The following is a 17,153-nucleotide window of genomic DNA, read 5'->3' on the forward strand; positions in this document are numbered from 1 at the left end:
GATCATGTTTTGATCAGTGTAGGAAAGATCAAGGTTCCAAAAGCGGTCTATGATATCCCAGGTGCTTTGAGATATAGCATCTGGATCAGGGTAATATTTGCGGAGATTTTCAACAACAAAGGTTTGGTAGTCGGCATGACTGCCACAATTAACAGGTAACATAAAATCGCCCTCCAATCAAAAAAATTACGGCCGCGCCGTAACGACACTTCCTTTTTAACAAGGGCGCGAAGCGCCGCATTTTTGGAGGTAAATGTCAAGTGTTTTTTGATAAAAAAGTGGGGGATTTTAATAAAAAAGGAATCTGAAAGCCGCATTGTTACTGGCTTATAGATTCCGAGAGTATATTTGGTTATCAAGGAGGATACGTCTATGAAGATTGCTGAGAGCGCTATCGCTATGTCTTCCGATCGGAAGGCCTTATCCATGGAACAGTTTAATATCACGCGTAATGTGCGTATGAAAAGATCAGACTATAATGCTTCAAAGAAAAAGGAAGTGGGTATTTTGGATGCAATTACAGAGGATGACGACGAAGGGGATGAGATCCTAAGAGCTGATGGAGCACAGGTAAAAATTTCCAGACAGGGACAACAGGTTTCCAGTGCCTTCTATGCTGAAAAAGCAAATGAAGAGAGCGATATGTTAAGTGAATATGAGTCGGCTCTTGAAACCCTGAAGACACTTTTGAAAATGCTTCGAACTCTGGGCGGAAGTCCCAGAGCCATCGCTAATCTGGAGAGGCAGATTGAAAAGCAGGGCGAACTTATAAAAATGGAGAAGAATAGTGCAAACAGGCTGAATTTCAACATGACATCCTTTAGCTTCAGCGCTGCTTCATCAGGACGCAGGACTTCAAATATCGGTGATGAAATGGTTGATGTCACACAGTCAGAGCATTTCGAGGCGGATATGGAGTATACAACCTTCAAAGCCTCGGGAATTGCCAAAACAGAGGATGGAAGAACCCTTAATTTTGGTATTGAAGCAGAAATGTCCAGAGAATTCATGAGCTATACGAAGCTTAATATATCCGCGAGGACAGTAAAACTCTGCGATCCGCTTGTTATAAATGTAGGTTCAAACGTGGCAAGCGTATCAGACCAGAAATTCAGATTTGATATCGACGCTGACGGAAGTGATGAGGAAATATCGCAGCTTAGCCCTGATTCGGGATTTCTTGCCATTGATAAAAATGGAGACGGCAAAGTTAATGACGGTTCGGAACTCTTTGGAACCAAGTCAGGAGATGGATTTGGAGACCTCAAAGCATATGACAGGGACCACAATGGCTGGATAGATGAAAATGATGAGATTTTCGATAAGCTAAAAATATGGTTCAAGGATTCTGAAGGAAACGACAGGTTATTAAATCTTAAGGAGGCCGATGTTGGTGCGATTTTCCTGGGAAAAGCAAACACGGAGTTTCACCTTAATGATGAGGAGACAAATAAGACAAATGCTGTGATTCAGTCAACCGGTGTGTACCTAAAGGAGAGTGGCGGAGTAGGAACAATCCAGCATGTAGACATGGCAGTTTGAGATAAATGCGGCATTTATTATGCGATTTGACAAATATGCTTATATGAGAGAATATTAAAGGAAGAGATAACAGCTGCTCAGGTGAGTAAAGGGGGACTTATGAGAGCACTTGTAGTGATCGATATGCAGGAAAAGTATCTGGAAGGATATGACAGCGAGCTTCTATCGAGTATTAATAGAAAGATTAAGCTCGCGCACGACGAAGAGGATGTATCTGTTGTATACGTCAAGAATGTCGGGATAACCGGGAACAGAGCCGGATATGATCTCTCAGACGAACTGCTTCTGGTTTCGGATCTCGTCTATGAGAAAAAGAGGCCAAGTGCCTTTTCGTCCAAGGCCTTTGTGGAAAAAATAAAGGCACTTAGAACGACCGAGCTTGAAATCATCGGTGTAGATGGCAGTTCATGTATTGCCAAAACAGCCATGGATGCTGTGAAGCATGGATACAAGACTGAGATTGTGAAGTCTTGTGTTGGCGCTCGCAATCAAAAGCTTTATGAGAAAACACTTACAGAGCTTGAAGGGGCAGGAGTTTGCATATTGTAAATAAGCACTGCTAAAGGTTTTTAATTATGAATAGCATAGCTATATAATTGAATTGATGAAAATGATAAAGAGTCTGGCGTGGCGTCAGACTCTTTTTTATGGTTGCACTTAAGACGCACAGACACAAAAAAAGGTTGAAACATTAATTTTCAACCTTTCTCAGCTAGCAGGGGAAGCAGGATTCGAACCCGCATGAACGGTTTTGGAGACCGCAATACTAGCCATTGTATGATTCCCCTATCCTTGACGTTTGTGCCGTCAACGAAAAAATTATATCACAGTGGGATATCAATGTAAACAGTTTTTTTATAGATTTTTTAGACTATATTACGATAAAATAATAATGCAAATGAGTGTATTTATTACCGCAATAAACGCTGAAAAATGCCTAAAATCCACCATAAATAAAGGACTAATCCAAAAGATGAATTATATCGCCGTCGCTCACAATACGAATTGAGTCAGGATTTATACTGATTTTTTTCATCTCCTTATCAATTTTTTTGTCAGACCAATTAAATGTATTTAAGAAAATTCCGGGTATGTCGCAAGCTTTTGCAATTCCCATATCGCAATTCATCTCATTTCCAACCATGACAGCGGAGTCTTTATCTATGTCATATTCATCAATGAGTTGCATGAGAAACTCAGGCTGAGGCTTTTTGATCTGCTTTTCAGATGAAATGAAAATGCCATCGAGAAAGGGTAAAAGCCCTGTTACTTCAAGCTCAGTTCTTGTAAAGATTCCCTGTGCATTCGAGAGAAGATATGTTTTACAGCCCTTATCCCGAAGTGCCTTAAGCGTGCTTAAAGTGTTCTTATAAGGCGTAAGCCACTTCCTTGAGAGAATCCTGAATACATTGGCAATCATGTATTCCCATTCACTATTGCAGAGTTCTTCGATAGATAGAGATGATGGAACTTTACCATTTATCGTTGCTGATGTCCGATGGCTCTTTGAGAAATTTGCAAAGCTGCCATTTTTATCTGCAATGGCATCTATAGGTTTGTCACAAGAATTATCTTTAGTATTAAGCCTGTCCAAAAGAAGTCTTGCGAAGACCCTTTCAAGCCTGATTTCGGGATGTTCAATCACTGTCTCAGGATAAATCTTTTTATGCTCTGATAACAGAAGCTTGGTCTCTTCATCACAAAGAGCTTTATAGGTGGCTTCCAGCTCAGCCGGGGTGTAATCGGCGCCATATGCCGAGTATATCTCCGCAAGATTTTTCCATAAAAATGGCATATTCTCATCTGTTCTTATATCGACGAGCGTACCATAAAGATCAAAAATGTAGGTTTTATATAGCGGTGCGGTAACTTTTTTCATAAAATCTCCCAATGGATTTGTAATATAGTATGCTTACTGAAATCAGAAATCAGAAATCAGAAATCAGAAATCAGAAATCAGAAATCCGAATATTCTGCGGATGTCGTGAGAGTATATTCTGCGGATTTCATGGAGCATATTTGTTCTTAATTGCTTGTCAATTTGAATTATTCTGACACAGTAAGTACAGCAATTCCAAAGGAGGGAACTGTCAGAATATCACCATCAAGGACAGCCTCATCTGCTCCGGTGGAGAGTGAGGCGCCAAGGCTTCTGAATCCATCTGCAGATGAATCTTTACTAAGATCGATTTCCACAGATTCTTTGTCATTATTGAGGATAATGATAACAACCTGATCTTCAATGTCCGGATTCTCGATTACGGAAGTGGCGTCCTTTTTCCAAACTGCAAAGCGATTCCCTGAAAGACTATCCAATATACTGCACTTGCCGCGAGCAATCGCCGGATAAGCATTTCGAATGCCGATAGCCTTTTTATAGTAGTTAAAAATCGAGTCAGGATCATCCTTCTGATCCGCATAAGTACCGTTGCTTTGGTTTATCTTGTCAATGTCCTTAGGGCCGGTTGTCATCCCTTCAGAGCCTTCGGAATCCCAAGGCATAGGAGCGCGCTTGTTTTCGTCTTTTCCTGAGCCTTTCATACCAAGCTCTTCGCCATAATATATGAAGGCATTGCCACTCATAAGGAGATTCAGCGCACCGGCCAGCTTAGTGCTTTGTGTGGCGGTTTTTCCAGTATAATAACCGGCACTCCTGGCCATATCATGATTAGTGTAGAACGGAGCATTGATGTAATTGGCGTTATATGCTGAAAACAGCTCATCCTCGTCAATCTGCTGCTGAACGTACTTGGTGGGATTCAATTTGCCCTTCGCACATTTTGCAATGGTTCCTTCACTCCCCGAATAATCAAAATCAAAAAGCGAGTCGATTCCGCTTGCGTAGAATTTCGCGTAAGAAGCAGAATTTGTCCATGCTTCTCCAACGATATATGCATCGGGATTCAGTCCCTTAACAGCTTTTACAAAAGGTGTAAGCTCATCTGTACTTATCGCAATATCATCAGTGGTAAAAGCTGTAAGCGCATCCATTCTGAAGCCATCACATCCAAGCTCAAGCCAAAACTTCGCAATATCAGCAAACTCCTGCTGCACAGCCTCATTGTCAAGATCAAGGTCTGGCATCTCAGACCAGAACCTGCACTCATAATACCAATCGATCCCAGGCAACTTTTCATAGCCTGTCTGAGCCTCTTTTGAAAAATGGTAATAATCGACGTAAGGACATTCAGCTGAGTCCGGCTCAGCTCCTTCAGGAAGATTCTTAAGATAATCCACAGCTTCCTTGAACCATTTATGCTGAGTCGAAGAGTGGTTCATTACCATATCATTTATGATTCGAATTCCTCGTTTATGTGCTTCGGTGAGCAGCTCCTTATAATCATCGATTGTTCCATATTCAGGATCAACATCACAGTAATCAATCACATCATATTTGTGGTATGTGGTTGAGGGGCAGATTGGCATTAGCCAGATTTCATTGCATCCAAGATCATCTGTTGTGGAAGCATCACCATCGTTTATGTAATCAAGCTTGTTTATCACACCTTGAAGGTCTCCGATACCGTCACCGTCACTATCATAGAAAGAGTAAACGAAAATCTCATAGGTGGTGCGATAAGCATCATCTATGACGTTCACGGGAAGCGGGGTGTTGGAAGATGCATCTGCAGAAGCTTCACTGGATACTGACTCATCTGAAGATACATCTGTTGATGCATCATTGGACACTGACTCATCTAAAAATGTATCTGATGATTGAGTAGATGAAGATGCAGACGAATCATTGTTTTCATTTTTTGTCTTATTTCCACATGCATCAAGCGGAACAATCAGACTTGAAATAAGTGCTGCGGTACCGAATTTTAGTAAGAAATTTTTATCAATCATTTGTTCTCTTTCCTTATCCATAAATGTTTGTTTTAATGCATAAAGCTTCAAATAATCATAATTATCTTGTTAGCATCTGAATAGAATGATGTTTTCTGGAAGGCTATCTTTATGTTGACTTTTTGACATTAGAATGCTATTATGTCAACCATCGCTGTCAGCGATAATTCAGTTTTATCAAACTGATTTTTTCCATTTTTCCTTATATTTTGGTTTTTATTACAGTTTGCCACAGAAAACGTTTTTCTAACGATTCCTATAATAACGGATTCTTGTACGAAAATCTATACTGAAATGATTTGTATAGATATTTGCGGAAGGTCAGTGAGGATAAATATAGAAGTAAATCGAAGAATAAAAAGCAATACAGAAATAATTGATGAGTTTATGAAAGAGAGAATATGATGAATTTTTATGATGAGTTAACTGCAAGAAAGGCAGCTATATTAAAAATCAAGAAAATGATAGTTAGGAGTTTGGCAAAAACTCCAGAGGGTAGTCTAAGGATTAGTCATAACGGAAATAGAGAAATGTACTATTGGCGCAAAAAGAGTGGTGATCGAACAGGAATCTATTTACCAAAAGCAGATTTGCCAACTGCAAAAGCATTGGCTCAGAAATCCTATCTAAATATGACTCTTAAGTCAATCAATGATGAATTAAGTGCTATTGATTCGTATCTTGAAAATCTACCCCAAAATCCCTGTGAGAATATATATGAAATATTATCGGAATCTAGAAGAAGGCTGATAGAACCAATATGGATCCCGAATGAAGAATATGTTGCTAGCTGGGAAAGTCAGGAATACATAAGAAAAGAGATAAAAGATGATGTTCCTGAATTTTATACTGATAAAGATGAAAGAGTCAGATCAAAGTCCGAGGTTATAATCGCTAACGAATTGAATAAAGCTGGAGTTCCATATAGATATGAATGTCCTTTAGTGATTCATGGGATAAAGATTCATCCCGACTTCACTATCTTAAATGTAAAAAAGCGAAAGGAAATCTATTGGGAACACTTTGGGAAGATGGATGATCCCGATTATGTAAACAAGACAGTTTGGAAGAAAAATCTTTTCCTCTCTGGTGGTTATTATCTTGGAGATGAATTCATTTGCACCTGGGAAACAGCAAAGAATCCGCTCAACATAAAACATGTAAGACAGATGATAAAGCATTATTGCTTATAAGGAACTTAAATAAGGAACTACATATAGGGAATAACGTATAAGGAACAAAAGAGCAGGGGAAATCGGAAAACTGCGGCCGCAAAGAGTTAAAAGGAGGGGGTGCGGCCGCGAAATAGGACAATAAATAAAATAGGAACTACAGGGAAATCGGAAAACAGCGGCCGCAAAGGGCTAAAAGCAGAGAATGCGGCTGCGAAATCAGCATGAAATAAAAAAGGGATAATAGAAAATCAGAGAAAAGAGCGGCCGCATAGTCTAAAATGCAGGGGGTGCGGCCGCGGAATTGACACCAAAAACAAAATAGGAAAATCAGGGAAATAGAAAAAACGCGGCCGAAAAGGATTAAAACCAAAGAATGCGGCCGAGAAATAAAGTCAGAAACAAAAAGCCAGAAACAAACAAAAAGCCAGAAACAAACAAAAAGCCAGAAACAAACAAAAAACCAGAAACAAACGACCCCCCAGAAACAAAGAAAATCAAAAACAAAAAAAGCCAGCCCATATGGACTAGCTTCTTGCTTCTTTTTTATTGGCCAGCGGACGGAATATAGTCATTCGACCCGTCCAGCCCACAATTCTTGTGATGATGATTCCCACAAGAACACCGCAACTGTCTATAGCGACGTCACGTTTTTGCGGTGAACGCCCGGCAATAAAGGATTGGTGGTACTCATCCAGGCAGGCATAACCAACGCATATCATTCCTGCGATGATTACAAGCGGAAAACCTCTGAGTCCGTAGACATACAGAGGGAATGCCACTGTAATCGCCAGAAGACAATACTCTGAAAAATGAGCAAGCTTCCTTATATAAAACTGATATTTTTCACTTAAATCTGAGATATGATCGTCAGTCCAGCCCTTATCAAGAACTTCATTTGTTACACTTAAGACCTCAACTCCGACCTGATAACTGAGTGCAGAGCTTGTATCAGCATTCTGATCTGAAAAGTTGAAAATCAGACACATCATCACGATTGCCGGTATAAAAGACAAAGGCTTCAAAACGAAGCGAAGTGTTTGCTTTATATATAGAAGAAAATATTTCATTTTAATTCCTCAAATTCAATTTAATTAGCAACTAGTATAGCGCAAATATATCGAATCTAGCAAATTTTATCAATACATATTAAAAGAGGCTTGAATAAAATCATAAGAAGTGTTAATATTGCAAATAGCGCTATAAATATGATTGTTTACTTATGAGAGGTAATTATAAAAAATGAAAAACGTTCTTTGTCGCGCTTTTTTCGTTGCATTTTGCTGCGCTATGATCATACCTGCATCTCACAGTGCAAGAGCGGCTTCTACAGTTAATTCTGCTGATGATATTTCACTTAATATAGATTTAGATACACTTCCTACAGGAGACTTGCCTGAAGTCAAAGAGCCCAAGGTAGAAGAGATTGAGCTTTCAGCTGAAGAGTTTGAGAAACTGAAAGGTGGTGCGCTAAAGCCAAAAGTCAGAAATTCCCGTAGTTCAAATAAAGGATATTATTACAATCAGCTTACTGAAGTTGACAAGATTTATTATGATGGAATTCTTGAACTTTGCAGACAGAACAAAAGCCCTTTCACGGGAACGTTTAGCAAAGATACTCTTGATAAAGGAGTACTATTTTATTCGGGGACAAAACAACTGAATGGTGTGGATTGGTCAACAATTATTCACGCTTTATGGTACGATCATCCGGAAGAGCTGGAGACCATCCTGTTTTCGCAGCAATACGCCGTTATTTCAGCTAACTCCGGTGGAAAGTGGCAATATAATTATTATATGTACAATTCACCTGATGCAAATTATACAGGTGAGCAGGTAGCTCAGATGGAGTCTGAGCTTAAGAGTGCATGCGACTTGCTTTATAACAGCCTGGATCTTTCCGGCGATGATGCGTCTAAGGAACTTGCAATTCATGATGCGCTTATTGAAACGGCTGAATATAACTATGATAGTAATAATAAATATCTGAAATATACCGCATATGGCGCACTTGTTGATAAACTGCCTGTGTGTCAGGGATATGCCACAGCATTCAAAATGCTTATGGATAAAGCGGGAATAGAAACTCACGTTGTCGCTGGAACCGGTGACGGCGGGGGACATGCCTGGAATGTTGTAAAACTTGGAAGCGATTATTATGAAGTAGATACAACCTGGGATGATCATGAGATGAAATATTATCCGTATGGATATCTGTATTTACATAGATATTTTAACTGTACTACAGATCAGTTTGCATATCATACATTTAAGATTCCGGGAATTAGTGCTAAGGCCACATCTCATGTGAGGAATTCCGGACATATGGGATATATTAACGCTCCTGTGGCTAATGGTACCAGGTACACATATAACAATATAAAAAAGGCCTACAGGGTAGATTTTGATGGAGTTAAGAAAGGAGCATATTTCTATCTTCCATATCAATACACCTACACATATGAGGGCAAAATTGTTGAAATGCCTAGATATTTGTCATTGAGTGGATGTACCTTTAATAACTGGTACACGGAAAAGAACGGAGGAACAGTAGTAACAGCAAATACGACCATCAATTCTGATATAACTCTCTATGCCCGCTGGAATGGGGCGGATAATGTTGAGGACGCTGTACCTGACAAGACTGATTCATATACAATTACACTTCATAATAATTATGATAATAAGACAGATACAATAAATATTACTAAGGGCAAAGTAGTTGGAGAGCTTCCCATTATTTATAGATTTGGCTACGATTTTAATGGCTGGTCAGAATCTAAAAACGGAGGAAGCACTGTTGACCCAAATAAAGTTGTAAATTCTGATTTGGATTTTTATGCCCAGTGGAAGCCGGCGCGGGTGAAGGTGAATTTTTATGAGGATTCCGGAAGCTATAGCGTGAGATATGCAGATTTTGGCAGTACCTACGGAGATGCCATGAGCCTTGGTTCTGATTACCAAAAGGCGGGGCATACACTAATTGGATGGTATGAAAGCTTTGATTCTGAAAAAGCAATCTCGCCGGATAAAATCATAGATTCTACAAAGCCTTTGAATTTTTACGCGCACTGGAAAACGAATACATACATTTTAACCTATGACGCCAATGGAGGATCCTTCTCAAATGGGGAGACCTCTGATACAGAGAATGCAGAATATGATACCTACATTTCATTGGGGACCCATGAGAAACCTTTGAGAGATGGCTATGTGTTTACCGGCTGGAATACATCAAAAGATGCTACAAATGGAGTCACAAGTTATAAAGTTACCGGTGATACGACTTTGTATGCAATCTGGAAAAAAGCATGCGTAGTGACCCTGCACTATAATTATGATGATAAGACTGAGAATATTGCAATTGGTGAATGCATATATTACGAATTACCAAAGCCTGAAAGATATGGCTACAATTTCATTGGCTGGAAAGAAGAGGGGGATACCGGACCTTATTATGCATCAGCTACAACAATTTATAAGGATATAGATTTTTATGCAGTATGGAGACCTAAAAAGGTTAACCTCCATTTTAATTCTACAATAGGAACGCCATCAAATCAGTCGCTTAGCGTGAATTTCGGAAGTACCTTTGGAGAAGCTTTTGACAGGGTTACGAATCCTTCCATGTCAGGCTATAAGTTTGAAGGATGGACTGACACAGCAATTAATGATAATGAAAATGTACTGTCCCGAGATACAGTCATTGATAGTACAGATTCATATAATTTCTATGCTAAATTTACTCAGAGTAATTGTACGATTACCTTGCACTATGATTACGATGATAAGACTGAGAAAATCGAGGTTGTTGAAGGCACATATTACGAATTACCAAAGCCTGAAAGATATGGATTTACTTTCGTTGGCTGGAGAGAAGGAGAAAGAGAATCTAATATACTTGGTACAACAATTAGAAAAGATACGGATTTTTATGCTAAGTGGAGTCAAAAGCAGGTAAATCTCTATTTCTTTTCTTCGACAGGCACACCGTCATTACAGACCTTGACGGTAGCTTTGGGAAGTACTTACGGAGAAGCCTTTGACAAGGTTACAGAACCATACAAGGCAGGATATACCTTTGAAGGCTGGACTGACAGCTACGCTTCAGATGAAATCATTAGTAGTGACAAGGTTTTTGACGATATTAACAGCTATACTTTCTACTCTAAATTAACCCAAACCACTAACGATACAGAAGAGACGACATCTACTAACGATACAGAAGAGACGACATCTACTAACGATACAGAAGAGACGGCATCTTCTAACAATACGGAAGAGACCACATCTGCTAATGATACAAAAGAGAGCTCATCCGCTAATGAAACAGAAGAAACCTTAGGGGATGAAGAATCCAAATTAGCCTTTACTGTTACATATCATGCATTAGAAGGAAGCTTTAGCAATAAAACCAATCTAAGACATATAAAGGAAGAATACTATTCACGGGTAGATCTATCTGCTCAGGAGGTTCCTGTAAGAGATGGTTATGAGTTTCTTGGATGGACCAGAGAGCCGGGGTCAGATATTTTATGGGCATATGTAACTATATATGAGGATATAGATATGTATGCTGTCTGGAATGAAATATTGGTAGCTCCCGGTCAGGAGACCCATGATCTACAGGAGTACGGTAACGAAAATCAGCAGAATCAGACCTGGCAGGAGTCGGCTGAGATTCCCGGTCAGGAGGCTGATAATGATTTGCAGGTAACTGATCCTGTGATTTCAGAAGATGAGCAGCTTTCGGAAAATGGCATAATTGAGTATGGCGGCAATGAATATGGGGTATCTCAGGATGGTACTGCTGTATTGACTGTTCCGAATTCTAAGAATGTATCTTCCATGAGTTCCGGTGAATACGTATACTATGGCGGTAAAAACTATAAGGTTACCGAGATAGACAGATATGCCTATAAGAACTGTAAGAAACTTAAGAGTGCGCGCATTGGTGCTAACATTGAAAAGATAGGCAACGGAGCATTTTCGGGCTGTAAGAAGCTTTCTAAGATTGTCGTGGATGCCAAAAATCTTAAGAGCATCGGCAAGGGAAGCTTTAAGGGCATTAATAACAAAGCTAAGATTACTATTATATGTAAGGATAAGAAGGACTACAAAAAATTTGTAAAGCTGTTTAAAAAAGCCGGAGCAAAGAAGGCAAAGTTTAAATTTAAGAAGGGCTGAGAGGCCCTTCTCATTTTTGTCCTGAAAAGAAAAAAACGCCATAATTCTGCAGCCGGAAAACTATGCACAAATCTGTTAGCAACTTTTGTTCCACAAAACCAATAATTGAACAATTTGCCATCTTCACATTTTTATCTCTTATGTTATAATTCATTGAGATAAATTGTTCCGTTCGGAACAGTGCGTCAATGATTCTTTTTAGGCATTGCATAGTTATTCATTATGACTGCGAGGGGGCAGAAATATGTTTGAAGGAAAAGACGGCGAGAACAGCGTAGAGGATATCATTTCAAGATACAAAGATGATGTTGCGAGCCTTGTACCTTACATGACATGGCTTAAGGAACACACTAAACAGCAAGTAGCTGAGAGCTATTCCAGCAGCGATCTTGCGCATTCGATGCCATTCCCGGTTTATGATTCAACACTTCTTAGCTTTGTCAAACAGGCACAGCAGACAGGAATGATGAACCGAAACTATAGCTACGTGTATACGAGGAATCATATCGCTAATTATAAGGATGAGCTTCTGTTTATTCAGAAGGCAGAGATCATGGACATGGATGATCTTGCGGGAATCCTCTCAAGATACATACTTGAGGGACAGACCAAGGGAACTGTGTGGGCAGAGGGTGTTTACACCGGAGTCCTTTACCAGATTGTCTTTAAGATGGATGACCTCATACATATGTGGGGAACACTTTCTTATTAAAAAGCATCCGATAATTCCCTAAGGGAAATTCGAATCGTTAACTAAATCTTTTCAGGAGTTTTTTGAATGGGTGAGAAGTCTGCTCAGAAAAGAAAATACATTCTTGAAAAAGCCCGTGAGGTTTTTGCAGAAAAGGGATTTAAGAATGTCACCATGAAAGATGTTGTGGAAGCTTGTGACATCAGTCGTGGGGGCCTCTATCTTTATTTTTCATCTACAGAAGAAATATTCCTTGCCGTATTGTCTGAAGAGACACCCGATGAAGACGATGAGGCTATTACTAAGGCGCTTAACAATGACGCCACTGCCGGCGATATGCTGGCTCTTTTCTTAAAGGAGCAGAAAAAGGAGATTCTTCGCAAGAAGAATAGTCTTGTTATTGCTTCCTATGAATATTTCGCAGGAAAAGATCTGCCGAGCTCTGAGAATCCGCTTCGTAAACAGTTCGAGACCGGTGTTCAGATTGTTCAGGCTTTAATTGAAAACGGAATTCGTGCAGGTGAGTTTATCTGCGCAGATCCGTATGGATGCGCCCGCAACCTTATGTATGTGGTTGAGGGTCTTAAAGTATCCGCTAAAACTATTGGTGTTAGCGAGGCCGCGGTTGACCGCGAATTGCTATATATATTGGAGGGCTTAATGCCCGCAGATAATTAATCAGTGTTTTTTGACACTGATTTTTTAATATAATAAAGAAATTATACTCTGAATCAGAGCCTTCCCATTGGGGGAAGGTGGCACGAAGTGCCGGATGAGGGGTTGGAAATTTTAACCAGGAGGAGAAAAATGAGCAAAGTCAGACGAGTCTATGTGGAGAAAAAAGCACCCTATGCAGGAAAAGCGAAGGAACTCCGTAAGGAGATAAAGAGCTATCTTGGCATTAAGAGTGTTTCCAGTGTCAGAGAATTCATTCGCTACGATGTGGAGAATGTATCCGATGAGGTATTCGAGAAGGCATGTACAACAGTCTTTTCAGAGCCGCCTGTTGATATCCTTTATCATGAAAATATCGAGATTCCGGAAGGCGCTAAAGTATTCAGTGTTGAAGCACTTCCCGGACAGTTTGACCAGAGAGCTGACTCTGCTGTTCAGTGTGTGCGCTTCATTCGTGGAGATGAGGAGCCTGTGATCCGCACAGCAGTTACATACATGCTCATCGGTGATGTTACTGATGATGAGCTTAAGAAAATCCAGGATTACACCATGAACCCTGTGGATTCCAGAATCGCAGATGAAGGAAAGCCCGAGACTCTCGTGGACAATTTTGATGAGCCCGAGGATGTTAAAATTCTTGATGGCTTCAAGGATATGGCTGAGGATGAGCTTAAAAAGCTCTATGAGTCCTTCGGTCTTGCCATGACCTTCAACGATTTCAAGTGGATCCAGCAGTACTTCCACGATGATGAGAAGCGCGATCCTTCAATGACAGAGATCCGCGTTCTTGATACATACTGGTCTGATCACTGCCGCCACACAACCTTTGGAACAGAGCTGAAAAATGTAAGCTTTGGCGAGGGCTTCTATCAGGCACCCATCAAGGCTTCCTATGATAAATACCTTGAGGCGAGAGAGGATGTTTACGCTGATCCTAAGAAGAGAGAGGAGAAATTCATCTCCCTTATGGACATCGCCCTCATGGGAATGAAGAAGCTTAAGAAGGACGGCAAGCTTACAGACATGGAAGAGTCTGAGGAGAACAATGCTTGTACAGTGGTTGTTCCTGTAGATGTTGACTACGGCAACGGCCCTGTGACAGAGAACTGGCTCGTATTTTTCAAGAACGAGACACACAACCATCCCACAGAGATTGAGCCTTTCGGTGGCGCAGCTACCTGCCTTGGCGGTGCGATAAGAGATCCACTTTCAGGAAGAGGCTATGTATATCAGGCAATGCGTGTGACAGGTGCGGCTGATCCTACAGTTCCCGTTGCTGACACACTTAATGGCAAGCTCTCACAGAAGAAGCTTGTAAGAGGCGCTGCTGCAGGCTATTCAAGCTATGGTAACCAGATTGGTCTTGCAACAGGCTATGTAAAAGAAGTTTATCACCCTGACTACGCAGCAAAGCGTATGGAGATCGGTGCGGTTATGGGTGCTGCTCCTCAGGAGCACGTTATCCGCGAATCATCTGATCCCGGAGACATCATTGTACTCCTTGGCGGACGCACAGGACGCGACGGCTGCGGCGGTGCAACAGGTTCATCCAAAGCACACACAGCAGATTCAATCCTTACCTGCGGCGCTGAGGTTCAGAAGGGTAATGCACCTACAGAGCGTAAGCTTCAGAGACTTTTCAGAAGACCTGAGGTTTCTGAGCTTATTAAAAAATGTAACGACTTCGGTGCAGGCGGTGTATCCGTTGCAATCGGTGAGCTTGCAGATGGTCTTGATGTAGATCTTGATAAGGTTCCGAAGAAGTACGCAGGTCTTGATGGAACAGAGCTTGCAATCTCCGAGTCACAGGAGAGAATGGCAGTAGTTGTTGATCCTTCTCAGGTTGACAAGTTCCTTGAGTATGCTGCAGAGGAGAACCTTGAGGCTGTTAAGGTTGCAGTTGTTACCGAGGAGCCCAGACTTGTCCTTAAGTGGAGAGGCAAGAAGATCGTAGATATCAAGCGTTCTTTCCTTGATACTAACGGCGCTCACCAGGAGACAGAGGTTGAGGTTCTTATACCCAACAAGGATGAGAATTATTTAGGAAAATATGCATGCGAAGCAGCAGGAGCTGCGCTCGCAGAGAACGATATCAAGAAGGCATGGCTTGCAGAGATGGAAGACCTCAATGTCTGCTCACAGAAGGGTCTTGTTGAGATGTTCGACTCTTCAATCGGTGCAGGCACAGTAACAATGCCTTACGGTGGAAAATATCAGCTTACAGAGACTCAGACCATGGTTGCTAAGCTCCCTGTTTTAGGAGGAAAAACCGATACCGTAACAATGATGGCTTACGGCTTTGATCCTTACCTCTCTTCATGGAGCCCGTACCACGGCGCAGCTTATGCAGTAACAGAGTCTATCGCAAGAATCGTTGCAGCAGGCGGAGATTACAAGAAGCTCCACCTTACATTCCAGGAGTACTTCCAGAGAATGACTGCTGATAAGAAGAGATGGAGCCAGCCTCTTACAGCACTCCTTGGTTCCTTCGAAGCACAGCTCAGATTTGGAATCGCATCAATCGGTGGTAAGGATTCAATGTCAGGATCCTTCTTCTACGAAGGTGATGAGAAGAGAGCATCAGGCGAAATCAACGTTCCGCCTACACTTGTTTCCTTCGCAGTCGATGTGGCACAGGGCAAGGATGTAATCACACCCGAGCTCAAGGCTGCAGGAGACATGCTGATCGAGCTTCCTATCGACAGAGATGAGTATGACCTTCCTGACTACGAGAAGGTTATGGCTCGCTACGATGAGATTCACGACCTTATGCAGAAGGGCTATGTAAAGGCTGCTTATGCTATCGACTGCTACGGTGTTGCAGCTGCAATCAGCCGCATGGCATTCGGTAACGGCTTCGGTGTAAAGATTGCTGAGTGCGTAAAGCATGAGGATCTTTTCACAAACAGAATCGGCAACATCCTCCTCGAGGTTCCCGCTGACAAGGCAGGAGATGTACTTGCTCTTAGAGAGGCAAGAGAGATCGGTGTTGTAACTGACGATGCTAAGTTCACTATCGGCGATGTAGTAATCTCAGAAGAGGAAGCTCTTGAAAACTGGAAGAGCAAGCTTGAAAAAGTATTCCCTTCAGTTGCACCTGTTTCAGAGGATGACACAGAGAGCGCTGATAAGAAGAGCATCTTCGAGGATGGAGCACTTACAAAAGAATACAAAGCTTCTGATATATATGTATGCAAAAACAAGACAGCGAAGCCCACAGTTTTCATCCCTGTATTTCCTGGAAGTAACTGCGAGTATGACTCTGCTCAGGCTTTCGAGAGAGCAGGCGCTGACACTATAGTAAAAATCTTCAGAAACAGAAATGCACAGGATATTGTAGAGTCTGTTGCAGAGTTTAAGAAGTCAATTGAACAGGCACAGATCATCATGTTCCCCGGCGGCTTCTCAGCAGGTGACGAGCCCGACGGAAGTGCTAAGTTCTTCGCAACAGCTTTCCAGAACGAGAGTATTAAGGAAGCTGTAAACGACCTTCTTCAGAACAGAGACGGACTTGCACTTGGTATCTGTAACGGATTCCAGGCTATGATCAAGCTCGGACTTGTTCCTAACGGACAGATTACAGGACAGACACCTGACAGTCCGACACTTACCTTCAACACAATCGGACGCCACATTTCAACAATGGCTTACCTTAAGGTTGTAAGTAACAAGTCACCCTGGATGCAGGGTGCTGAGCTCGGAGGAGTTTACACAAATCCCGCATCACACGGTGAAGGAAGATTCGTAGCACCTACAGACGTTCTTAAGAAACTCTTTGAGAATGGACAGATTGCAACACAGTACTGCGATCCTGAGGGACAGGTTCATCTTGATAACCTTTGGAATATCAATGGTTCCTATATGGCAGTTGAGGGTATCACATCACCCGATGGAAGATGCCTTGGTAAGATGTGCCACTCAGAGAGACGCGGCGACGGCGTAGCCGTAAACATCTTCGGCGAGCAGGATATGAAGATATTTGAGAGTGGTGTAAGATACTACAAATAACCCCTCATCCGTCAGACTTCGTCTGACAC

General features: G+C 41.5%; 10 protein-coding genes and 1 tRNA gene. 7 read left to right on the forward strand and 4 right to left on the reverse strand.

The window, feature by feature from the left end:
- Positions 1-372 precede the first annotated feature (372 nt).
- Both G586_RS25110 and G586_RS0114835 read left to right on the forward strand, forming a co-directional pair.
- A complete protein-coding gene (locus tag G586_RS25110; RefSeq protein WP_051204825.1) occupies positions 373-1,542 on the forward strand; it encodes a hypothetical protein in 1,170 nt (389 codons plus the stop codon).
- Positions 1,543-1,641: 99 nt separating this feature from the next.
- Positions 1,642-2,091, forward strand: a complete 450-nt coding sequence (locus tag G586_RS0114835) for a cysteine hydrolase family protein (protein WP_026528360.1) — start codon at positions 1,642-1,644, stop codon at positions 2,089-2,091.
- Positions 2,092-2,258: 167 nt separating this feature from the next.
- Here the strand turns inward: G586_RS0114835 and G586_RS0114840 are convergent.
- From G586_RS0114840 to G586_RS23280, 3 genes are all read right to left on the reverse strand, one after another.
- A tRNA-Trp gene (locus G586_RS0114840) sits at positions 2,259-2,330 on the reverse strand.
- Between the two features lie 173 nt (positions 2,331-2,503).
- Positions 2,504-3,421 (reverse strand): HAD family hydrolase, encoded by a 918-nt coding sequence (locus G586_RS0114845; protein ID WP_026528361.1) that lies wholly within the window; start codon positions 3,419-3,421, stop codon positions 2,504-2,506.
- 167 nt (positions 3,422-3,588) lie between these two features.
- On the reverse strand, positions 3,589-5,391 hold the full coding sequence (locus G586_RS23280; protein WP_051204826.1) for an alpha-amylase family glycosyl hydrolase: 1,803 nt from the start codon (positions 5,389-5,391) through the stop codon (positions 3,589-3,591).
- 404 nt (positions 5,392-5,795) lie between these two features.
- Between G586_RS23280 and G586_RS0114855 the strand changes: the two genes are divergently transcribed.
- Positions 5,796-6,584, forward strand: a complete 789-nt coding sequence (locus G586_RS0114855) for a hypothetical protein (protein ID WP_026528362.1) — start codon at positions 5,796-5,798, stop codon at positions 6,582-6,584.
- Between the two features lie 506 nt (positions 6,585-7,090).
- Here G586_RS0114855 and G586_RS0114860 read toward each other — a convergent pair.
- Entirely contained in the window at positions 7,091-7,633 is a 543-nt protein-coding gene (locus G586_RS0114860) for a VanZ family protein (protein ID WP_026528363.1), read from the reverse strand.
- A gap of 172 nt (positions 7,634-7,805) precedes the next feature.
- Between G586_RS0114860 and G586_RS0114865 the strand changes: the two genes are divergently transcribed.
- The 4 genes from G586_RS0114865 (at position 7,806) to G586_RS0114880 (ending at position 17,124) form a co-directional block, all read left to right on the forward strand.
- Complete coding sequence (locus G586_RS0114865; RefSeq protein WP_026528364.1) at positions 7,806-11,750, forward strand: InlB B-repeat-containing protein; 3,945 nt, start codon at positions 7,806-7,808, stop codon at positions 11,748-11,750.
- A gap of 244 nt (positions 11,751-11,994) precedes the next feature.
- The gene (locus G586_RS0114870) at positions 11,995-12,462 is read left to right on the forward strand and encodes a hypothetical protein (protein WP_026528365.1); all 468 of its coding nucleotides are present in this window, start codon (positions 11,995-11,997) and stop codon (positions 12,460-12,462) included.
- Between the two features lie 66 nt (positions 12,463-12,528).
- Positions 12,529-13,119 carry a TetR/AcrR family transcriptional regulator gene (locus tag G586_RS0114875; protein WP_026528366.1) on the forward strand — a complete coding sequence of 197 codons (591 nt, stop codon included), beginning with the start codon at positions 12,529-12,531 and terminating at the stop codon, positions 13,117-13,119.
- A 129-nt stretch (positions 13,120-13,248) separates the two neighbouring features.
- Positions 13,249-17,124, forward strand: coding sequence for a phosphoribosylformylglycinamidine synthase (locus G586_RS0114880; RefSeq protein ID WP_026528367.1), 3,876 nt, complete (start codon positions 13,249-13,251; stop codon positions 17,122-17,124).
- Positions 17,125-17,153: the final 29 nt, after the last annotated feature.

Origin of the sequence: Butyrivibrio sp. VCD2006 (genome assembly GCF_000423925.1) — a bacterium.
Lineage (GTDB): Bacteria > Bacillota > Clostridia > Lachnospirales > Lachnospiraceae > Butyrivibrio.